Genomic DNA, 22843 nt, shown 5'->3' with positions numbered 1-22843 from the left:
TTCACTCACAAAACGCCGAGCTTTTCTTATCCGATATACTATCTTCATCTTCTCATACGAACTTGCAAGATCTCAAGTAGGTAAAACGACATGGGTAGACTTAATTGCGCAGGTAAGGGGTTCTTTGAGTAGTTAAGAAATGTTTAACCCCATTATTAGTAGGTTACCTAATTTTACAGAATCGGCATTGACTCAAAAGTGAATTCTGATGATGATTCCGCAGCCTGTGATGACCTCAAATCACATTGTCTGAATTGGATTTACAACAACATCGAAATGCCAGATTTATGTCTTACCATTTAATCAATACAATTCAAAAATTAGGGAATCCTAAGATACTCGTCTTGGGAGATTTAATTCTGGATCGGTACATTTGGGGTAATGCTGAACGTATCAGTCAGGAAGCGCCTGTCATCCTGTTACGGGAAGATACTCAGGAGGTTCGGCTGGGTGGCGCGGCGAACGTTGCTAATATGCTGATCGGCCTCGAATCTCAAGTGACCATGGCAGGAGTCGTCGGTAATGATTTCGATGGTATGGCTGTCAGGGAGGCTCTCAGTGAAAAAGGCGTCAATTGCTCGCCCATGATTCTAGATGCCAGTCGACCGACTACTGTGAAACAGCGTTTTATGGGTCGTGCTCAGCAGAGGCATCCTCATCAAATCCTTCGTGTGGATCGCGAAGAGACGACTCCACTTGATCAACCAACGTCAGAATCATTACTCAACTTAGTACTGCCGATGATATCGGATCATCAGGCAATTTTGGTGAGTGATTATGCAAAGGGGGTCTGTACTCCCGAAGTATTAGCTTGTGTGTTAGAAGAAGCAAGAAGGCTTGAAGTGCCTGTGATCGTTGATCCTTGTCCTGGACGCGATTACCAGATCTACTCCGGTGCAACAGCGATTACTCCCAATCGATTGGAATCATCACGGGCAGTTGGTTTTGATGTAAACTCATGTGATGATGCATTCCGGGCGGGAAAACAACTTTGCCGTGAGTTGAACCTGGATTATGCATTTGTCACACTCGACAGTGATGGCATCGCTTTAACCCAAGCCGATGGTGTAACAGAACTCCTGCCGACACGCAAACGAGAGGTCTATGATATCACCGGCGCTGGTGACATGGTACTGGCAACGATCGGTGTCGGAAGTGCTGCCGGAATCAATCCCATTGACCTGGCACGTCTCGCTAATGTAGCCGGAGGTCTGGAGGTAGAACAGATTGGTGTGGTCACGATCAGCCGTGAAGAGATGCTGGCCGACCTGCTGATGGGAGCGCGTGTCACTAGTGAAAAAGTTTTGTCATTAGAAGAGCTTAAACGGCATGTCATGGCGCGTCAAAAGTTGGGACAGAAAGTGGTTTTGACTAACGGCTGTTTTGATGTGATGCATGTAGGGCATGTGACTTATCTGGAGCAGGCAGCCGCTGAAGGAGATTGTCTGATCGTTGCTGTGAATAGTGACGATAGTGTACGGTCTTTAGAGAAAGGTCCAGACCGTCCCATTTTTGGAGAGTCGCACCGTGCTTCTATGTTGGCAGCCTTAGAGGGAATCGACTATGTCGTGATTTTTGAAGAGACGACACCTTGTGAATTACTTCGGCAACTCAAACCGGATTTGTTGGTCAAAGGGGGGACCTACGAGAAAGAAGAAATCGTTGGTTGGGAGATCGTAGAGTCTTATGGAGGCGAAGTCAGGGCTCTTGGAATGACTCCTGGCATTTCGACTACACAGATCTTGGGAACGATCCGTAGGAATCAAGAAAGTGATACTGTTGAGTCTGCATTAATACGACCTATTGAACCTCCGAAACGAAAAGCCGGATGAAAATAGCTATTTTTTTACCGAACTGGATCGGTGATGCCGTAATGGCAACACCGGCTTTGCAAGCAATTCGTCAGCAATTTACTGGTTCAGAAATCGTTACGATTCAGAAACCCTATGTTGCCGATGTATTGGAAGGTCTTGACTTTGTTGATCGTAAGATCGCTTGGGAGACCAAGCAAAAGCTCGTTCCTCAAGTCCGCTTTCTCAATCAGTTACGGCGTGAACGGTTTGATGTAGCGGTTCTTTTCCCTAATTCTTTTCGAAGTGCCTGGATGTCATTTTTAGCAGGCATTCCGCGGCGGATTGGTATTAGTCGTGATAGTCGTCATTGGTTATTGACAGATCCAATTCCAATGAAAAATAGATCAGAACCACATCCTGCTATTGATGAATATTTACGTATTGCTACTTACTTAATTGAAAGAAGTCAGCAAGAGGCGAAAGTACCATTGCCTTTATCCCGATCGATGTCACTTTCAGTGACGACTGCCGAACAAAAACGCTGGCAGTTGTTTCTGGATAAACAATCTCCCGAATTCAAAAGTCTTCCTATGATTTGCCTTAATCCAGGAGGCGCTTTTGGTGCAGCTAAGCATTGGCCGACTGCTCATTTTGCAGAGTTAGCGCGGCGGATAGCTATGGAATTGAAACGGTCTGTATTAGTTGTCTGTGGACCTGCCGAAAAAGCAGAGGCCCTCGAGATCGTGAAGCAGGCTAAACACCCAATGGTGGTTTCCCTGGCAGCTGAGCCACCCCATCTGGGACTGACTAAAGCCGCCATTCGACAAGCCGCTTTGTTAGTGTCGACAGATTCAGGTCCACGCCATTTCGCAGCTCCTTTTCAGGTACCAGTAGTCACACTATTTGGACCGACCCATATTTTATGGAGCGAAACATTTTATGAACATGGTAAGCATTTACAGCTCGATTTAGACTGCGGTCCCTGTCAGCAACGGGTTTGTCCTTTAGGTCACCATCGTTGTATGAAAGATCTTGGAGCCAATCAGGTTTTTCAGGCGGTCGTTTCTTTGTTAAATCAATCGAGCACAAACGCGGCCTGAAATAAGTTCAGGCTGCGAACGAAGTTTGTTGCTTCTGAAAATCATCTTGTTCGTCAATTTGGTTGGTCAGGTCTTTATGAGCCCGACTTTCGATGTAAATAAACTGCCACGCCATGAGAGGTATGATCCCTAACGGTAAGATCGCAGGGGACCAGGAGGCGAGTGGTAGAAGCAGGCGTTCTATACCACCGGTTCCCAGTGGAATCAGCATGAGCCAGGCGGTAGCTGCCAGCACGGGATGGCAATGCTCTTTTACGCTTACAATCAACGCCCAGCTTGCAATGGGAGCAGCCAGTAAAAAGGTCAGCCTTTCCGTTCCGGGGCCGACCAGTAATTGCCAGCAAACCCAGGTAGTGAGAACACCTGTGAAATAGGTTTGATTGGAATTTGCTACCTTGGCAAGTCTGAGGCACCAAAATAATGCTAGTCCCGCCATTCCCAATTGTAAGAGAGTATAGACACGATCATCTACGTACGTACCAAACTGTTCGGCAATTGTATAAGCGTCGCGCAATCCTGCTTGCCTGAGTGTACGGTAGGGGCCTGTTAACAGAGTGTACCAGTCCTGATATTGTTGAATGACAACTGGAAGAGGACGCGTTAAGAAAGGGGGGAAGATCAAGAGCACACAAGCTGTTGCAAATCGTCCCATCAATTGCTTGGGAAACCGAGCCATTAATAATAACGCGAGTGCGGCTGGCCAGAGTTTAATATGTACTGCTGTCGCTAGAATAATGGCAGCGACCCACCAGCGCTCTTTCTTAATGGACACCACAGCGAAGACCGCCAATGCAAACACAAGTGAATTGCTTTGAGCAGACCAGATGGCGCGCGTGCATCCAGCTAAACTCAGAGTCAGAAAACAGGCTTCCTGCCATTTCGGCCAGCTACCTGGAAAGACTTCTTTCACCAATAACCGCAGTGCATATACAAGTAAGGCGATATTCAGTGCAGACCAAAGGATGCCGCCGATAGTTGCAGGCAGTACGGCGAAAGGTGTAAAGGCGAGTGCAAATGTCGGACTATATCGAAAGCCCGTTTGTTGATGTTCATTATCGTAGAGACTGCGATCGGCCCACCAGTTGAGGGAAGAATCTGCAAAGCAGGGATAAACAGATTTTTTCTCTGGTTGAATGATAAATTTCACGCTGACAGCAATCCAGAGGATTCCCCACAAAATCAATGCCCTTTTAAGCCAGATGGCTCCTGACATTTCTTCGACAAGAGGAGATTGAGAATACAATGGATTTTGCGAGAATGGATTCATACCAGACCTGGGGAATGGTTGCCTTACGGGGAAAGACAAGTGGTTCTTTCAGCAGAATAAATACAAAAAGAGCTTTTATTTCTTTTAGCTGATCGGGGCAAGATCAATCATTTTGTACCCATCGGATGCAGAGATTTGTTGAGCTGCTTACGTAACATCCGAAAAAAGAGTCTGCGTTTCTTGGAAGAATAGAATTGAGTCGCTGAACGTATACAAATGATACAGAGCGAGAGAGGCAAGGGGATGCTCTCATTAATGGGTTGAATTGCCAAGCGATCAAGCATGCAGACGATTGCCTGCAGAGGAGAAACACAAAAGCGAATCCCCACAGGATCTATGAGCCATAAAGTGGGCTGTGTCTGAGACGCATTGGCTGATTTAACGACCACATTTTCCAGCTTAAGATCTCGATGACGTAGATGGGACATCGCGAGACGGCGAACAATTGAGCCTAGTTCTCTCGCAATATGATACAGTTCAGCGTCTGAGGAACCGGGATTTCGTTTTAGTGCTTCAAATGCAGTTGAGCCCTCGATAAAAGGCATTTCCAATTGGAAATAGTGATTCGAACGATAAACAGGAGTCACCGGTTGTGGTGTATTCACACCCACGGCTAATAATTTCCAGGCACCTGAAATTTGTCGTTGGGGTTGAGATTGTTTGAAAAACGATTTCCAGCGTAGCTTCCAGTTAATAGGCCAGCGCTTAATTGTCGTCAAACCGCGTCCGGGAATATCAATTAACCATACGGAACGTAAGTCTTCTTCTTTAAGACAGCGAATTTTCGTATAAGTGGCACCGTCATCGAATAATTTGAAGTAGGAACTCTCTTCGGAATGGAAATCAGACAATTTCACCGGGGCTTTTCATGATTTTGGTGATTGCTCTTTTCGGGGCGGCAGAATCCTGCCAAACTCTTGGCAATCTTTATTGGAATTAGTGTGTTGGATAATAATCGTTTAAAATCAATCAAGTATCCTTTTTTAACAGGATCATACATGGTTGACAATCTCGAAAAATGTTCGAATATTTTGTGGACCGTTGTTTAATAGGATAGTGAGAAGAAAAAGTCAGCTTTATGTCGTTATCGATTATTGTCATTGTAAAAAACGAAGAGTCTTCAATTCGGGAGTGTTTGACTTCGGTTATCTGGGCGGATGAAATCATAGTGTTGGATTCTGGAAGCACAGATCAGACGCTGACGATTTGCAAGGAATTTACAGATAAAGTCTATGAAACAGACTGGCCCGGTTTTGGCCCACAAAAAAATCGCGCATTACAATACGCCACTAAGGATTGGGTACTCTCAATCGATGCAGATGAGCGCATTTCTTACGACTTACAAACAGAGATTAAACGCATTATTCAGATCTCAGGTCGCTATGATGCCTATACAATGCCTCGCCGCTCTAATTATTGTGGTCGCTATATGAAACATAGTGGTTGGTGGCCGGATCGTGTCGTGCGGCTCTTTCGCAGGGGAAAAGCACGTTTCAGCGATGATTTGGTTCATGAGCGGATCATCGTGGATGGAAAAACCGGAAAACTGAAAGAGCCGATCATTCATGAGTCATTGCTGACTGTGGAACAGATATTGAATACGATGAATTCGTACTCAACTGCCGGAGCGAAAATGCTGGCTGAAGAAAAACAGAAATCAGGGCTCACAAAAGCAATTCTACATGGTCTGTGGACGTTTATCCGAACGTATTTTTTACGTGCTGGTTTTCTTGATGGAAAAGAGGGATTTATGCTGGCTATCTCGAATGCAGAAGGGACCTATTATCGTTATTTGAAATTGATGGTCATCAACCGCGAAAATCAGGAAGAAATCCGTTAAAGCGATGGCTGAGTTAGCTGTAATTATTACGACTTATAATTGGCCCAAAGCATTGGACGCAGTCTTAACAGGATATCTCGCTCAACAGCGACCTCCCGATGAATTGATCATTGCCGATGATGGATCAACGGATGAAACCAAGGCAATTATAGATGTGTTTCGTGAACAAGCCTCTTTCCCAGTAAAACATGTCTGGCATGCAGACCAGGGATTTCGAGCAGGTGCCATTCGAAACAGAGCAATTCAAAGTTCTCAAGCGGACTACATTGTATTCACAGACGGGGATTGTATCCCTACTCCCTCATTTTTACAGCAGCATTACAGTCTGGCAGAGCAAGGATGGTTTTTATCAGGAAATCGAATCTTGCTCTCACAGAATTTCTCAAAAGAAATTCTTCAGCAAAAAACTCCAGTCTCCACGTGGAGTCTGAAGCAATGGTTTCGTGCGCGCCAACGCAAACAGATCAATCGTGTCTCACCGTTATTTCGAGTTCCACTTGGGCGTTGGTATCGGCGACGTTTGGCCCGACAGTGGGAAGGGGCAAAAACCTGTAATCTTTCGGTCTGGAAGGAAGATCTGCTGGCGATCAATGGTTTTGATGAAGATTACACAGGTTGGGGAATGGAAGACTCTGATTTGGTATTACGACTCATTAGAAATGGGATCTATCACAAAGATGCACGTTTCGCTGCGTCGGTCTTCCACTTATGGCATTCTGAAAACTCTCGTGATCAGTTAGAAGAGAATCAAAGGCGTTTACAGCAATTGATTGAGACAGATCGCATCCAGGCCCGGGTTGGTATTGAACAGGCTTCGTCTGCCTGACTAAACAAAAAATGTATTCAAAGCGATTTCAGTAATCATTCTTTGCGGAAAATTTCTACGAAGAAGGCGCCGCGTGAAACACCATTGCCTTCATCCAGCCAGGTTTGTAGTTTTTTTTGCCCTCGTGAAAGTTTCAATATAAAAGTCGTCGAAAGATCTCCTTCCGACACTTTTTGTTCCTGTTTCTGGTCTCCCAATCGAATACGGGCAATACCTTTTTTCAACGGGTGATATGCCGATTCAGGACGACAGCGGAGTGTGATTTCATAGGTGCCTGGTTCGTTTACATCAACAATCCAGAACCCATTGGCTACAGGATTCTTGGCAATCAATCGATGGTTCCAGGGGACTTGATTAATGGGAGCGTGCCAATCATGACAAGTCAGATGTGAGGGGTTTTCAAATTTTGATCCAATACCAATTGCGACATAACGATCAAACGTGGGAGCCAAACTACTCCACCATTTTTCATATTCAGCGGTAAGATATTTTACAACACCTGGATAATCAGCGGCGACGTTTTTGCTTTGTCCAGGATCAGCCTGAATATCGTAGAGTTCTTTTTCATTGACCAATCTCCAACGTTCACTCATGACAGAACTTTTTCTCCATTTTTCGGGAGATTCAATTCGTTGAGAGTGAACGAGCAATGTGCGTTTTCGCAACTCGTCTTTACTACCATTTAGAATAGGGACCAGGCTGGTACCGTCCAGTTTCAATTCACTGGATATGGTCAGATTACAAAGTTCCGCCAGTGTGGGGAGGATATCAATGTGCGCAGTGAGTTGGTTAATATCACGTCCACCAGAAAGCTTTCCCTTAGGCCAATAGAAATAACAGGGAACCCGGTGGCCACCATCATATTCAGAGCCTTTTGTACCGCGCATACCTGCGTTGTAACCGAGCCAGGTGTCGAGAACAATTGGTTTGCCTCTGGAGAGTCGACGTTGTTGTTTTTTGGAAAGATCTTTGGGTTTCGGACGATGGACTCCAGCCGCTGTTCCATTATCCGTCATAAAGATCAAGATGGTATTCTCTTCGAGGCCCCATTCTTTCAGTCGATTGAGTAAACGACCGATGTTATCGTCGATATTCGTAATCATTCCATAAAAGGGAGCCATATTACCCGGTATACCTTGCCCGTTATAAGGGGCACTGTATTTTTCATCGACCAGATATGGGCTATGAGGTGCATTCGTAGAAATGTAAGCAAAAAATGGCTTCGATTTATTTGCGTCGATAAACTTCAAGGCTTCATCAAACCAGATGTCAGTACAATAGCCCTGGAATTTTTCCGGGTTGCCTTTGCGGAGATAGGTATCGTCGAAATAATCGTTTTGCCAATGGTCGGGAGTCTGTCCGACACCGCCGCCTCCATGTTGTACAACCGTATCAAACCCTTGATCCTGTGGTCGCAATGGATAATTATCACCCAGATGCCATTTTCCAAATAAGCCAGTTTGATAACCATTACTCTTCAGCACTTCTGCCAGCGTGACTTCATTGGTGTCCATCAGAGAACGCCCCATGATGGTATGCCAGACTCCGGTACGCGTTGAATAGCGGCCGGTCATCAGCGCTGATCGTGTGGGTGCACAAGTCGGGTCCACATGGAAATTCGTTAATCGCAGGCTCTTTTGATAGAGCTGATCCAGATGAGGAGTTTTGATCTTCGCATTGCCATGCGCGGCAATATCCCCGTATCCCTGATCGTCAGTGATGACCAGAACAATATTGGGTTTTACAATTGCTGGATCTTCTGCGAGGCAGTTGGTCAATGAGACCAATAGGGTCGAGATGAAAGTCAAAAGGTACAGAATTGATCGCATAACCTACTCATCATAGTGTGTTCGCCTGGGCTGTATTTCAGATATAAATCGATTTCCGAAAGAAAAATGATCCATTAAGTTTAACTATCTGATTGGGGGAAGGGTAGCAATATTTTAATATGCCTTAGATTTATACCACTCTTACTGGAGTTTTGTTGGGGTTCTTTGTTTCTATTCTCAGATAAATTCGAAAAGAAATGAGAGTTGAGTCGATCATTTCCCTTTAATTCCTGACTACGCTATGATGAGCCACAATGAAAGTGGCCCTGAGCATCATAGAATGATCGACTGGGCTCTGTTTACATGAGAATCAATAATAATTACTGAAAAGAGCTATGGAAGCTGGTATTGTTGGCCTGCCAAATGTAGGTAAATCGACTTTATTTAATGCGTTAACTGCTGCGGGAATCGCAAGCGAAAATTATCCCTTCTGTACGATTGAACCCAATGTGGGGATTGTCAACGTACCAGATCCCCGCCTGGACATTATCCATGGCTTTATTTCCACCGATAAAGTCATTCCCGCGATTTTAAGGCTGGTAGATATTGCTGGTATTGTACGTGGTGCTTCGGAAGGAGAGGGTCTGGGGAATAAATTCCTCTCACATATTCGAAATGTCGATGCGATTTTGCACGTCGTTCGCTGTTTTGAGGATAGTGACGTCATTCATGTAGAAGGCAAAGTCGATCCGATCAGTGATATTGAAACCATCGATATGGAATTGATGTTGGCAGATCTACAGACAGTCGAATCTGCCAAAGAAAAAGCAACAAAAACAGCGCGTTCGGGGAATGCAGAAGCGAAGTCGCGGTTGGTTGTTTTGGAAGAATGCTCCGCTCGGCTAGAGAACGATCAGCCGATTCGTGGCCTGGAATTCGATGATCCGGAACAACAGAAAATCTTAAAAGGGTATCAATTTTTAACGGCCAAGCCGGTCTTGTATCTAGCAAATGTCGATGAAGATGATGTCAATGGCGAAGGAGCATTGGTACAACAGGTTCGCGAACGAGCTGCGAAAGAGGGAGGCGATGTCGTTCCCGTCTGTGGTCGTCTGGAATCGGAAATCGCAGAACTGGATGAAGCAGATCGAAAGGAGATGCTCGAAAGCGTGGGGTTGCAGGAACCAGCATTGGCCGTTGTAGCTCGAGCTGCTTACCACACACTAGGATTGCAAAGTTATTTTACCGCGGGTGTCAAAGAGATTCGCGCCTGGACGATTCCCATTGGTGCAACCGGCCCTCAAGCCGCGGGAGTGATTCATTCCGATTTCGAACGAGGGTTTATTCGTGCAGAAATCTTCTCCGTAGCTGATCTCGAAGAGTATGAGTCTGAGAAAGCGATCCGAGAAGCCGGTAAACTCAGGGTGGAAGGAAAAGAGTATGTAATGCAGGATGGTGATATCTGTCATTTCTTGTTTAACGTTTAATTCAGAGACAGTATTTTCGATAAATTGTGCTAAACAGGAACTTGCAGCATTTTTTCGAGAACTTGTTTCTGAATTGAATTGTCTTAAATCAGGTTCGGTTCTCGAAATCCAGTACAGCTTTTTTTGGATTATTACTTTCAGATTTTTTTGAGATCAAGATTATGAGTCTGTTTCGTTCCCAAGTTCAACAGATGGCAGGTTACACTCCGGGAGAGCAGCCTCAGGAGCCAGGTTGGGTCAAACTCAACACAAACGAAAATGCCTACCCGCCTTCACCACTTGTCCTGGAAGCAGTACAACAGGTTCTCACTGGTCGTTTGAATGTGTATCCCGATCCACTTGCAACGGAATTTCGAGAAGTTGCCTCTGAACTGTTTCACGTCGATCCCGACTGGATTCTTCCCGGCAACGGCAGTGATGAAATTTTAACCATCCTGATGCGAACTTTTGTCGATCCCAATGAAATCGTGTCGGCACCTTATCCCAGCTACACCCTTTATGAAACGTTGGCCGAGATTCAAGGAGCCCAGTTTCAAAACATTCAACTCAATTCGAATTGGAGCTGGCCTGCCAATGCAAGTGAAAAGGCAGCAAAGAGTAAAATTCTATTTGTGCCTAATCCTAATGCTCCATCCGGAAATCGCTGGCAAGATTCTGAGATTCTAGATTTAATCCCTCCGCAGGGAGTTCTTGTACTGGATGAAGCCTACGGTGATTTTTGTGACATGCCACATCAGTGTGAGTTATTGAACTCAAATTTGGGAGACAAAATCGTTGTCACCCGCACTTTAAGTAAATCTTATAGTCTGGCGGGGATACGATTTGGGTTTGCTGTGGCCCATCCCGATCTGATTAAAGGCATGAGAAAAGTGAAAGACAGTTATAACTGTAATACACTTTCCCTGGCTGCCGCGACGGCTGCCCTCAAAGATCAGAAGTGGATGCAGGCCAACACGGATCAAATTCGTTCCTCACGCAATCACTTTGTAACTGAACTCAGAAGCCTCGGTTTTGAAACCGTAGAAAGCCAAACCAACTTTGTCTGGTGTACTCATCCAGACGGAGAACATGAGCGTCGCTATCAGGAATTAAAGCAGCGCAAAATATTGGTGCGTTATATGAAGTTTCCACTACAAGAAGGGACTCGGGACGGGCTGAGAATTACTGTGGGCACCAATGATGAGTTACAGCAGGTGATAGACGCCTTGCGGAAAATCGGCTGAATAATTGTTAAAGCAAGCTTATTCTCACATCTGCTCAGTTACGATTAAATCGGTTATGCAATTCACACCGTTAAGCACCGTTCGAATTGTTCGCAAGTCTACTCGGGACCTCGATGCGTTTTTGTGAATCAACAACCGGGCTGTAAGATTAGAGAAACAAAATATTTTGACCTTTTAGATAAGAGTTCCCTGAGATGAGTCGCAAAGCATCTATCAAACGCGAAACCGCCGAAACCCAGATTGAATTGACTTTGGAGTTAGATGGTAGTGGAAAGTCAGACATACAAACAGGCGTCGGTTTCTTTGATCACATGCTGACTTTGTTGGCCCGGCATGCACTCTTTGATTTAACCATTAAGGCTGAAGGCGACTTGGATGTCGATTACCATCATACAGTAGAGGATGTCGGCATCTGTCTGGGTAAAACTTTGGTTGAGGCGTTGGGTGACAAGCAGGGAATTACCCGCTACGGTTCATTGACTCTACCAATGGAAGAAACACTGGTAACGACTGCCCTTGATCTAAGTGGTCGCTCATGGTTTGTCTATCAAGTCGATTTTCCTACCGAAAAAATTGGATTGTTTGATACGGAATTGGTTCGCGAATTCTGGCAGGCATTTTCTTCTAATGGTTTACTCAACCTACACCAGGTATTGCATCATGGCGCGAACAGCCACCACATTGCCGAGGGACTTTTCAAAGGAACTGCGCGTGCATTACGACAGGCAGTGGCAGTTGATCCTCGCCAACAGGGTATCCCATCTTCTAAGGGTGTTCTGTAAGAAACTGAGATCAGAAACGCGGTGTGAATTGAGATAAAAAACAGCATTGCTATTTTTATATTTCTCATTTTGATGTCTCTTATGAGTGTCAATGTTCGGTAGCTTCTCCTGATAGAAAAAAACGAATTTTTTTTTCGTGCGCTTTTTCCTCTGATCTTTATTGACACTTTGTGAAGAAAAGTTAACCTGAGAATTAACTTTGGTTTGTCGAAGTGATTGAAGCAGTTTTCGTTTTAAAGTTTGTGACAATCTCTTAAACAATCCACACTAATTGAAACTTTAATTATTGCCATTCCGACTTGGACTGTTTCCAGTCAAAACCTAAATAGGCATCTTGGTCTGACGAATTTGATCTTTTGGGAACAACTTCAGAATAGACAGGGGTGTTTCAACCATTCTCCGTGATTTGATTGATCGATTCCGTTTGTATTTGACCTTGCGGTCATCTATTTTGCGGTCAGGTTCTATTCATTTTTGCGGCTGTGTTGATAAGTGATGGTTTGAAATGGAATACAGTTTTGGATTGGAATTGTAAATCAGCAGTAAGGGAAACTCCCGAGAAAACCACTTGTGCCAATACGGATGGCAACTTGGGTTATTTTGACTGCCGAATAAATATGACCTAAACAGTGTCAGCGGCAGCCCAGGACTTCATGGCTCTGTACGGATTTTGAGAAAGTTGGTTGGTAGTCAAATCTATTGTGATTGAAGCTCACAATTATTATTTTCGGGAGTTTCCTTTTTCTTTAAGCAGCAGCCTGATTTTCATCGGCGATTTCGTAGAGCAACGCGTTCTTTTCTTTGCCAACCAGTTCAATGGCTCCCGTGTTTCTCAAGCAGTAAGCCATTTTCTGCGCCAGCCAGCGCTGAACTCCCGCGGCAGTTGCTAAATCTTTTGTGTGAAAAGGCGAAGGAAGTTTCCCCGGAATTAAGTCTAGCAGGTCAGCAGCTGTTTTGAATTCGATCTGTTCTTCGACGGAACGTAAAACACGGTCTTGAACCCGATAGTCTTTTCCTTTCCAGCGTCGTGGCTTGCGAGCAGTACGGTGCTCTTCCTGAATTGTCAGTGCGACTTCCAGAGTCAAACGAGGGTGCGGAAACACATTGGTAAAATGAACTAGATCATCAAACAGATCAAACACCGATCCGCGTCGGGGACTAAAGCGGGCTGAAAGCGTTTTGCCATCTTTTTTCTGACGTTTAATCAAATATTTGCGGACCGCGATCGGCTTTACAACGTGCACATCATATTCTTCCAGCAGGCATTTCACTTTGTCTCGAATAGCGCCGAGTGAGCCATGTTGGATTTCAATGAGTCGATCACCGTCTACAGCATCAATGCGATATGCACCGAGAGTAATCTCTTCGCAATCGGCATTTGGTGCATAATACGATTTCAATTGACGATGCAGGGAGGTTTCCATACCAGATGCATGCCTTGATTCATTCGAGACGAGTTAATTGATCTAAACTACCCATTAGGATAAATGGTAGGGCAGATAGATCATTGAGTCTATACGAGTCTGATTAAGTATCAATGACTGTCAGCCGACCGGTGCTGTCTCCAAACGAATCTACAGGGGCTCCCATACGATCAAGCATGGAGACAAACAGATTACTCAACGGGGTTTCCGTGGCTACTTTATGGTGGAAACCGGTTTTGATCGTACCACCACCTTTACCGGCGAGGATGATCGGCAAGTCGTGATGACTATGACGATTCCCGTCACCAATGGCACTTCCATAACAGATCATGGAATTATCCAGCAGGTTGCTCGTTCCATCGGGGGTGGACTTGAGTCGGTTCAGGAAATACCCAAACTGTGACACAAGGTATTCATCAATCTTCTGAATATCTGCGATTTTCTTTTCATCATTCCGATGGTGAGAAAGCTCGTGATGTCCTGAATTCACGCCTACCATGGGATAGGTTCGGTTGCTGCCCGCATTACCGACCATGAAGGTCGCGATACGTGTGGTGTCCGTTTGGAAGGCCAGCACAAGCAAGTCATACATCAGGCGAATATGTTCCTGTAGCTCACTGGGAATGCCATCAGGTAGTTTCATTTCCGGCGGTTTGATTTTTTCCTGATCAGCGCTGCGTTCAATCCGTAATTCGATTTCACGTACACTGGAAAAGTATTCGTCAATTTTTCTCTGGTCATTCTTACCGAGTTGTTTTTTCAGTTGATCGGCATCATTCTTGACCAGGTCTAAAATACTTTTACGATTTTTCAGATGACGAGCGCGCTGTTTTTCAGCTTCAGCGCCTCCCCCAAACAATCGTTCAAAAGCCAGTTTGGGAACAATCTCTTTGGATGTCGGAGTGGAAGGAGTCCGCCAGGATATGTTAGACGAGTAAGCACAACTGTAACCCGAATCACATTGCCCCGCATTACGTCCTCTCACTAGTCCGAGTTCTAAAGAAGGAAGTCGCGTCTGATGTCCCACCTGTTGCGCAGCAACCTGATCAACAGAGATGCCGGCTTTAATATCAGCACCACTGGTTTTGGTGGGGTGCTCGCTTGTCAAATAGACGGAAGCACAACGGGCATGGTCCCCCGCGCCATCACCCAGGGCACGAGCGTTAATTTGTGCCAATCCTGAAATCACATTAATGTCTGATTTCATGTTCGCCAGTGGCTTTAAGCTCTTGGGTAATTCATATCCTTTTCCGGCAGCTTGCGGCATCCAGGACGGGCCGATCACACCGTTGGGGAAAAAGACGAAGGCAGTTCGTACGGGTGGTTTCCCAGCGCCCGCTGCTGCCGAGACAAGACCTTGCTCGGGTTGCATGATCTCCAGCAATGGCAGAGCCATCGTGGTTCCAATGCCTTTAAGAAATGTGCGACGTTTCAGAAGATTAGTCATCGTGAGAACCTCTTTGACGTTTCAGGAAGGGATCGCTCAGGGCAATTTCAGTGACGAGCGCCGAAAAGCGATAACCTTTGGCGGTAAAGTTCGTTGTGATTTCATCAATGGCACATTTGTCGTAGTATTCTAAACCACGACCTATGGCGTAGGTAAGCATCTTTTCCGTTAAAGATCGGCAGAATCCCTGCTTCTGCTGTTCCAGAATTGCAATTAATTCGATGGGACTCTTAAAAGACTGACCATTTGGCAACTGACCGGAAGAATCGATTTTTCTTCTGCCTTCTTTGGTTCGCCACCGTCCGATAGCATCAAAGTTTTCAAAACCAAGTCCTAAAGGATCCATCTGGTCATGGCAGGCAGCACATCCGGGGATTTTCCGGTGTAACGCCAACTGTTCCCGTAATGTGGCATTCTTTTTAGCACCCGCTGATTCTTCAAGTTCAGGAACGTTTGGGGGGGGAGCAGGGGGAGGCGTTCCCAGAATGGTCTCCATAATCCACTTTCCCCGTTTCACAGGAGAAGTCCGTCCGGGGTTTGAGGTCAGCGTCAAGATACTCGCCTGCGTGATTAAACCTGCTCGTTTTGTCTTATCGAGTGTGACTTTCTGAAATGCTTCGCCTTTCACTCGGTCATTACCATAAAACTTCGCCAGTCGTTCATTCATGAAAGTATAGTCGGCGTTGATGAATTCAATCACGCTCCGATCTTCTCGCATGATGTAAGCAAAGAATTCTTCTGTTTCCCGACGCATATCGTTTTTCAACTTACCGTTGAAGACGCGGAATTTTCTGGGATCGGGAGAGAGATCTTCCAAGTTTCGCAGATTCAACCACTGGCCCGCAAAGTTTTTGATGAACGCTTCCGATTTGGGGTCTTTCAGCATGCGCTTGACTTGAACCTGTAATGTACGGGGTTGGTTCAGTCGGCCTTGCTTTGCCAGTTCAAACAATTTGTCATCTGGCATACTGCTCCACAGAAAATAGGAAAGCCGAGTTGCAATTTCGTAATGTGAGATATTCTGAATTTGATTCGAGCGGGAACGAGCGAGATCTCGAATACCTTCGATACGGAACAGAAAGTGGGGTGAAACCAGAACTGCCTGAATGCCTACCTGAATACCCTGCTCAAAGGTATTGCCTGATTTCACGGTGGCTTCGACGAGTTCTACAATTGGCCTGATTTCCTCGCGCGAGACAGGACGACGAAACGCACGCTCTGAAAAACGTCGCATGACTCGTTCTGCACAATATCTGACGGATCGTCCGGCTCCCGGAGTACAAGTGATGATTTTTGTATGAAAGGCAGGTAAATTGGTCGGCAGTTTTCCGAGGGGGCCACGATATTTGACATTATACACATACAGATTCCGATCGCGTTTCCTGGGTGGTCCTTTTGGATCATAAAAGTCATTCAAAAATGAAATCGCGAGAGTATGTTTTCCTTTGGGAAGCGAAAGGGGTTTGGGTAGTGTATATTTATCGGGATCATCTCTACTCGCTTTAACCTGAAATGTTTTTAGCAATTTACCGTTCAGCTTCACTTCCATCTTGGCTGCTTCCGTTCCAGACGGGGTTTGGGCAGCTTCAATTTGGAGTTCGTATTTGCCAGGCTCTTTCAGATTGATGATCCCAGTCAGTGTGCCACGTGAATGAAATCCCGCACTGCGTTTTCTCAGAGTGACAGCCCCTTTTTTCGAAAAGTTTTTCTCGGGGATTTCCGTCCAGGGAAAACTGTCTGCTGTGTTTGCGTAAATGGCTTTCTCTGAAATCTGTTCTGCGGCGTCTAAGTATTTTTCCATCAACAGTGGTGGCAAGGACAGTACATCGCCAATATTGTCAAATCCATATCCAACATCATCTGAGGGAAAGTTTTGGGCAGGTTTGAAGTCAACACCCAGCAGGTCGCGAATCGTATTATTGTATTCGTTTCGATTCAGCCGTCTGATCGTCACACGACCAGGATTGACATCACTAGAGCAGTCAATTCCGTATAAAGCTTCGTCAAACCATTCAAGAATGGCTTCACGTTCTGAATCAGTTGGTAGAGCGCCTGCATCTTTGGGAGGCATCGATTGAATCTGAATGCGCTGAACAATCTTTTCCCAGGCTTCCCGATGTTTCAGAATGCTGGAACGGGTTGTGTATTTTTCGAGGGATAGACCTGCTTCCGCCTCTTCACCGGTATGGCAATCCAGGCAGTATTTCGTGAGAAGCGGTTTGATTTGTGATTCAAACTGTTTTTTGGATTTTTCAACACGGATATCAGATGCGTTTGCCGAAACTGCGTTCATCACGAATAACAAAGAACCAAAGACGCAGAGCATATGCACCAAATGCTTAGGTTGAGATAATCGGAAAATGGTTTCGATCATTCGCATGGTAGTCAGACTTTATGGTGGGTACTCAGGATGATTTCTTTCGAGTTATTAAAAATCGAAAGCAGTGGGCGAGGTTTTGGCACACGGTCAGACTGAGGTAGGTACTAATTGGCAGGATCTAATACATATAGCCTAACCTCCACAGAGGCCATTTTGCAAGATCATTCAGCATGCGATCTCTTTTGTGGGGCTAATTATAAGATACAAAATCCTTCCTACTCTTATTCTACTCAATAGACTCGAAAAGAGTTTCAATATTTTAGATTATTAACAATTTAAAGAAGTGAACTTGTTGAAACTACAGGCTATCAGGTTGCTGGTCGTTGACAGGGTCTTTTTCTCTCTGCATCCTTTACTCATAACACAATGTTCCTTTCGAGTTCTCTCTGCAATCGATCATTTGAATACATGATGGTACTGGACTGATGAATCAACGTACGATGCGCTACGTGACAGTTGGATTAAAGCCCTTGCTACTGCTTTCTCTCCTTTGGGGAGGCTGTTCTTCCAGTTCAATTGAAAATTATCCAGATCGGCCGATTTCCATTATCTGCCCCTGGTCAGTCGGCGGAGCGACAGATCGCACCTCACGTCAGTTGGCTGTGTTTCTGGAGCAGGAACTGGGAGTTCCCGTTAATGTAATCAACGCGACGGGAGGACGTGGAGTCACCGGTCATAGTCGTGGCTTAAAGGCCCGTCCTGATGGATATACCCTGGCCATCATCACCGGCGAATTAAATATGTTGCATTGGCAGGATCTGACGTCGCTGACGCATCAAGATGCGATTCCGATTATGTCCCTTGTGGACGGTGCGGCTGCGGTTTTTGTGAAAAAAGATTCTCCCTTTCAGAGCATGCAGGAACTGCAAGATTTTGTAAAGGAGAATCCCGGAAAATTAACGGCAACGGGAACAGCCAGCGGTGGAATCTGGCATCTTGCATTAGCAGGCTGGCTTGATTTCAGTGGTTTGAACGCAGACGACATTAAATGGATTCCCATGAATGGAGCTGGTCCCTCTTTGCAGGAACTGGCCAGTGGCGGAGTGGATTTAGTGTGTTGCAGTCTGCCGGAAGCGAAGACCTTGTACGAGTCTGGTCAGGTGCGCTGCCTGGGTGTGATGGCTGAAGAATCGCTGGCCGAGTTTCAGGACGTTCCTACATTTCGTTCGCAGGGTATGGATTGGTCGATCTCAGGTTGGAATGGACTGGCGCTGCCTGTGGGAACCCCTCCGTCCATTGTTGATAAAATCTCGAAGGTCGTCAAAAAAATCACCAGCGGTGAAACAACCTTGCAGGGGAAAACATTTCCTGAACTGATGCAAGCTGCTGGCTTGAGTACAAAGTATCGGGCCAATGATGAGTACGCACAGTTCCTGGAGACCAACGATAAAACGCTGGGGAAACTGTTAACCAGCGATGCGTTTTCTCAGATGTCATCTCGGGGAACTGGTCCACTCGTCTTTCCCGGATTATTGGCAGTGGCCATCTGTGTGATTTTAGGTTGCCTGGGAGTTCAGAAAAAAGTTCATGCCCTTGCCCCCGATGTGTCAAAGGATACGGTGACGAAGCAGGGAGTGGTGAATACCGTGTTGATTCTGTTGGGAATCGTAGCTTATTTGCTGTTTGCAGAAGAGCTTGGCTTTATTCTCACTGCCGGAGCGATTCTCTTTCTATTGTTATGGAAATTGGGAACGCGCTGGTGGATGAGCGCATTGATCACACTCCTGTTTATTCCGGGAATTTATACATTGTTTGCCCAGCTCTTGCGCGTCCCTTTACCGCAGGGCGTTTTAGGTTGGTAGGTCGTTGTAAAGTGTCTTCGTTTTTGTTCTGCGAATCGTAAAGCTCATTGAAGAAACAACATGGATCCAACATTCGTTACTGCATTACAGAATATTGTTTCACCGGAAGTGTTACTGGTTATCTTTCTGTCCGCCGTATATGGTCTGTTTGTGGGATCGATTCCCGGTCTTACGGCGACAATGGCGGTTGCTCTACTGATTCCATTGACATTTTATCTCGATAACTTATCTGCGATCGCTGCGATTGTAACTTTGGAAGCCTGCAGCATCTTTGCGGGAGACATTCCCACCACGCTCGTCCGCATACCGGGAACCCCTTCCTCAGCAGCATATACCGACGATGCCTACTCACTCACACAACGCGGCTTACACGAGACTTCATTGGGAGTCTCTTTGGTTTTCAGTGTCGCCGGTGGATTATTCGGCGCGCTGGTTTTGATCTTGGCGGCCCCTCAGTTAGCGAAAATCGCATTCCACTTTACGACCTACGAATATTTCTGGTTGTACGTACTCGGCTTGAGTTGTGCCGCCATTGTTTCGACAGGATCGCGTCTCAAAGGTGCGCTGGCACTCATGATCGGTTTGATGTTCTCAACGGTTGGCTTGAGTGAAGTCCACAGCATCCCCCGTTTTACGTTTGGCTTTGATGAATTATTTACCGGTATCAATTTCATTCCCGCGATGATCGGCCTGTTTGGTCTTTCTGAAGTCTTCAGAAATTGTTTGACATCGAAGACCGATGAAGAATCCAAACGCCTGGCATCAGCGGCGATTTCTGAAGATGACAAGTCCTGGTTCAAACATTTGAAGCCTGTATTTGGCGGCGTATTACCGCATCTCTGGAAACGAAAATTGAGTTGGTTTCGTTCCAGTTGTATTGGATCAACCATTGGCATGATTCCCGGAGCCGGTGCCGACATTGCGGCCTGGATTTCATATGCCGTTTCCAAAAAGTCATCTAAGACTCCTGAAGAATACGGCAAAGGATCGCTCGATGCCGTGGGTGATGCCACGAGTGCGAATAATTCCGCGCTGGCGGGAGCCTGGATTCCCGCGCTCGTCTTAGGTATTCCGGGTGACTCGGTGACTGCGATTGTAATCGGTGTGTTATTAATGAAAAACATCACTCCCGGCCCTGAGATTTTTAATAACGCCGATCAGCTGGTACTCGTACATGGAATTTATCTCACGTTTATCATTGCTAATTTATTGTTGATTCCGCTCGGCTTCCTGGCCATTCGTAGTGGCTCACAACTGGTACGCGTGCCACGCCGTATCTTGATGCCTTTGATTTTGATGTTTTGTGTGGTTGGCTCGTATTCAATCAATGGAAGTTACTTTGATGTCTGGGTCATGCTGGGGATGGGGATCATTGGATTTGTACTCGAAGTCTTTGCGATTCCCCTCGGCCCGGTTGTATTGGGAATTATTCTCGGCGGACAGTTGGAACAAACCTTTGTGCAAAATTTAACCAAGGATGATAGCCTGTTGTCATTTTTCAATCGTCCCATTTCTGCGGGGTTGGGAATTTTCTGCATCGCTCTTTGGCTGGTTCCTGTATTCATGCCGCTGCTCAGAAAAAAATGGCAGAGTGCCAACTAGTGTTTATTTCTCATCGCCTCAATTTATTCAGTTCTGTTTTGTAATCAGTGAAGACTTCTGCAGCTTGACACGCCTGTGCGGATTCCGAAACTCACTCATCTGCGTCGCGCGCGCGAGGGAAAAATTCTGGTAAGTGAATACCTGCGTACTTGCTGACTCGGTCACTATCAAAAACAAGGCGTTTTTTATTGTCGAACTATAAACAGGCAGCACCGGTTTCTGTTCTTCACCACTTTCAGGGCTCCGATTTCCCTGTATCAGATACCATTTTTCAATTTTTACGATTCGTTTTTGTCCGTTTTGCCCATAATCGAGACAATAATGCGCAAAAGTTTTGCTTGCCTGTTTTGCGCCGTTTGCGAAAATTGCCTGCAGGCGTAGAAAATAAAGACGAGTCAAACGAATGAAAGACAAAAATATCACGCCAAATGCTTCTGAAGGATGAATTGTTTAAAATAGAAACCGAATCTCTAGATGAGATTTACCAGCCGCGCATCGTCTGCGCTCGGTTTGTATTGGGAAATCGTACCCGATCGGCTTCTGAGTAGTGAGATAAACATCGCGCACTAGAGTTATATGAGAGTCAGGCAGTGCGACGTTGCACAAATAACTGACCCACCCGCACGATTCCCAGGCTGATAAACGCGAGCGCAGGCAGTAACAATGGCATCAAAAAACGTTCTCCGGCGGCAATCGGCAGATACCAGGCAAACGCGACCCAGAACAAGACCATCCAGATCAGATACAAGCGTCGTGCCGGATGCGTTTCCGCAATGAGACCAATGACCAGAAAGGGAAGGGCCAATACACCAAAGAATAACCGTCCCTCTTCAAACGGCAATGGTCCCAGACTCCGCAGGAAAATAAAAACCTGCCAGAGCAAGCCTTTCACTTCCCGCTTTACGATCTCTGAGACCGAGTGCGTCTTGAAATACGCCTGAGCGGCTTCTCTCAAACTACCCTGTTTCGCCAGCGCATGCGGTTCGGTGAATTCATCTTGAAACATCAAGTATGAATTGGCATTGAACGTGGGGCTGCCATACACGCGCGTATTACGGACAAGTAACGGCGCGGCAATGACAGCAAAGCTTACGATGACCAGCGTCAGGGCGACGAAAATCGTTTTCAGAGGCACTGCAGTTGTGTTGGCCTGCTTTACGTTCACTTCGTTATCAACAGTAGTGGTTTTTCTGATGAACCGGGCGCATAACTGACGCCAGTTCACAGCATACGAACAAAACCAGAGCCCAAGCCCCAATATCAGTAATAGAGCCGTACCTTTAGTCAGCCATGCCAGACCGAGTAAAATTCCGATTCCCATTAAATGCAGATAAGGAAGACGACCGCTTCTAAGATCGGGCAGTCGTAACACAATCAACCATAAACCAGCCAGAAAAAATAAGAGCAAGCCTTCGCAAACGACGCGGCCTGTCAATTGGCAGTATGCTGCGTTGACACTGATGAAAAAACCGGTCAAGCCGCCAACGAGTGTTCCGTACTGTCGGGTGATTCCCATTGAGAAGAGGAGTAACGCAGATAAGCCAAAGATTGCCGAGAGGCGTTTGCCACTTTCATAATCGGGGAAGTAGGAGAGCAATGCCACATACAGCGGATGCTGATTCGCTTCTTGATAGGTTCCGGAAACGAGTTGTCGAATTAATACCGTTGGCCCGCCAGATGTTTGTACCGCTTGTGCCTGAGCGAGGAAGGCCCCCTGATCGTTGTTTTCAGGTGAAGGCTGAAGAGGAATCATTTTCATCATCACAACAAAGTAAATGATCATGGAAAAAGAGAGTAACACACTTCCCAACCAGTGATGTGTCGGCTGTGCTGGCTGAGAAAAATTTGTATACAAGTCGCTCCATTGGCGAAGTACGTTTTCCCAATAGCGATGGGGGGCCAGGAATCCCGTAATTCCGAGAAAAACAGCAATCAGGCAACAAACCGCTGCCGCCGATGCCAGTGAAGGCTGCTGAATTAAAGAGGCCCCTTTGATTTGGATGATTTCCCACAATGCAAAGCCTGACAGCACAACGAGTGCACCGGAAATCAATCTTGGCAGTCGATCGTTCATCAGGAAATCGTACTTTCTGTTGCGGAC

The 22843-nt window shown here is 46.0% G+C and carries 17 protein-coding genes; 9 read left to right on the top strand and 8 right to left on the bottom strand.

Annotated features, from left to right (window positions below; genetic code table 11):
- Positions 1–287: 287 nt before the first annotated feature.
- Both V144x_RS24765 and waaF read left to right on the top strand, forming a co-directional pair.
- Positions 288–1832, top strand: coding sequence for a PfkB family carbohydrate kinase (locus tag V144x_RS24765; RefSeq protein WP_144989292.1), 1545 nt, complete (start codon positions 288–290; stop codon positions 1830–1832).
- On the top strand, positions 1829–2893 hold the full coding sequence (gene waaF, locus V144x_RS24760; protein ID WP_144989290.1) for a lipopolysaccharide heptosyltransferase II: 1065 nt from the start codon (positions 1829–1831) through the stop codon (positions 2891–2893). The genes V144x_RS24765 and waaF overlap by 4 nt, the downstream gene beginning before the upstream one ends.
- A 7-nt stretch (positions 2894–2900) precedes the next feature.
- Here waaF and V144x_RS24755 read toward each other — a convergent pair whose 3' ends face one another.
- Together V144x_RS24755 and V144x_RS24750 are read right to left on the bottom strand one after the other, a co-directional pair.
- The gene (locus V144x_RS24755) at positions 2901–4160 is read right to left on the bottom strand and encodes a glycosyltransferase family 87 protein (RefSeq protein WP_144989288.1); all 1260 of its coding nucleotides are present in this window, start codon (positions 4158–4160) and stop codon (positions 2901–2903) included.
- Between the two features lie 107 nt (positions 4161–4267).
- Positions 4268–5017, bottom strand: a complete 750-nt coding sequence (locus V144x_RS24750; protein ID WP_144989287.1) for a protein kinase family protein — start codon at positions 5015–5017, stop codon at positions 4268–4270.
- A 221-nt stretch (positions 5018–5238) separates the two neighbouring features.
- On the opposite strand from V144x_RS24750, the gene V144x_RS24745 reads away from it, so the two are divergent.
- Together V144x_RS24745 and V144x_RS24740 are read left to right on the top strand one after the other, a co-directional pair.
- Positions 5239–6000: a glycosyltransferase family 2 protein gene (locus V144x_RS24745; RefSeq protein WP_144989285.1), complete on the top strand. Its 762-nt coding sequence runs from the start codon at positions 5239–5241 to the stop codon at positions 5998–6000.
- A 4-nt stretch (positions 6001–6004) separates the two neighbouring features.
- Positions 6005–6826 carry a glycosyltransferase family 2 protein gene (locus V144x_RS24740; RefSeq protein ID WP_144989283.1) on the top strand — a complete coding sequence of 274 codons (822 nt, stop codon included), beginning with the start codon at positions 6005–6007 and terminating at the stop codon, positions 6824–6826.
- 35 nt (positions 6827–6861) lie between these two features.
- On the opposite strand, the gene V144x_RS24735 is transcribed toward V144x_RS24740, so the two are convergent.
- Entirely contained in the window at positions 6862–8655 is a 1794-nt protein-coding gene (locus V144x_RS24735) for an arylsulfatase (RefSeq protein ID WP_144989281.1), read from the bottom strand.
- Positions 8656–8990: 335 nt separating this feature from the next.
- On the opposite strand from V144x_RS24735, the gene ychF reads away from it, so the two are divergent.
- The 3 genes from ychF to hisB all read left to right on the top strand — a co-directional run bounded on the left by ychF (position 8991) and on the right by hisB (position 12087).
- Entirely contained in the window at positions 8991–10082 is a 1092-nt protein-coding gene (ychF, locus tag V144x_RS24730; protein WP_144989279.1) for a redox-regulated ATPase YchF, read from the top strand.
- 161 nt (positions 10083–10243) lie between these two features.
- A complete protein-coding gene (gene hisC / locus V144x_RS24725; protein WP_144989277.1) occupies positions 10244–11305 on the top strand; it encodes a histidinol-phosphate transaminase in 1062 nt (353 codons plus the stop codon).
- A 194-nt stretch (positions 11306–11499) separates the two neighbouring features.
- Complete coding sequence (gene hisB, locus V144x_RS24720) at positions 11500–12087, top strand: imidazoleglycerol-phosphate dehydratase HisB (protein WP_144989275.1); 588 nt, start codon at positions 11500–11502, stop codon at positions 12085–12087.
- Positions 12088–12833: 746 nt separating this feature from the next.
- Here hisB and V144x_RS24715 read toward each other — a convergent pair.
- The 3 genes from V144x_RS24715 to V144x_RS24705 form a co-directional block, all read right to left on the bottom strand.
- Complete coding sequence (locus V144x_RS24715; protein WP_144989273.1) at positions 12834–13511, bottom strand: hypothetical protein; 678 nt, start codon at positions 13509–13511, stop codon at positions 12834–12836.
- Positions 13512–13614: 103 nt separating this feature from the next.
- On the bottom strand, positions 13615–14958 hold the full coding sequence (locus tag V144x_RS24710) for a DUF1552 domain-containing protein (protein ID WP_144989271.1): 1344 nt from the start codon (positions 14956–14958) through the stop codon (positions 13615–13617).
- Positions 14951–17338 (bottom strand): DUF1592 domain-containing protein, encoded by a 2388-nt coding sequence (locus tag V144x_RS24705; protein ID WP_144989269.1) that lies wholly within the window; start codon positions 17336–17338, stop codon positions 14951–14953. Before V144x_RS24705 ends, V144x_RS24710 begins: the two co-directional genes overlap by 8 nt.
- Positions 17339–17763: 425 nt before the next feature.
- On the opposite strand from V144x_RS24705, the gene V144x_RS24700 reads away from it, so the two are divergent.
- On the top strand, positions 17764–19140 hold the full coding sequence (locus V144x_RS24700; RefSeq protein WP_144989267.1) for a tripartite tricarboxylate transporter substrate-binding protein: 1377 nt from the start codon (positions 17764–17766) through the stop codon (positions 19138–19140).
- Positions 19141–19200: 60 nt separating this feature from the next.
- Positions 19201–20742: a tripartite tricarboxylate transporter permease gene (locus V144x_RS24695; protein ID WP_144989265.1), complete on the top strand. Its 1542-nt coding sequence runs from the start codon at positions 19201–19203 to the stop codon at positions 20740–20742.
- A gap of 27 nt (positions 20743–20769) precedes the next feature.
- Here V144x_RS24695 and V144x_RS24690 read toward each other — a convergent pair whose 3' ends face one another.
- Positions 20770–21165, bottom strand: a complete 396-nt coding sequence (locus V144x_RS24690; protein WP_144989263.1) for a hypothetical protein — start codon at positions 21163–21165, stop codon at positions 20770–20772.
- A 160-nt stretch (positions 21166–21325) separates the two neighbouring features.
- Positions 21326–22816, bottom strand: coding sequence for a hypothetical protein (locus V144x_RS24685; RefSeq protein ID WP_144989261.1), 1491 nt, complete (start codon positions 22814–22816; stop codon positions 21326–21328).
- Between the last annotated feature and the right edge of the window lie 27 nt (positions 22817–22843).

The organism is Gimesia aquarii (assembly GCF_007748195.1).
Taxonomy (GTDB): domain Bacteria; phylum Planctomycetota; class Planctomycetia; order Planctomycetales; family Planctomycetaceae; genus Gimesia; species Gimesia aquarii.
This window is presented reverse-complemented; position numbering and strand designations above follow the sequence as displayed.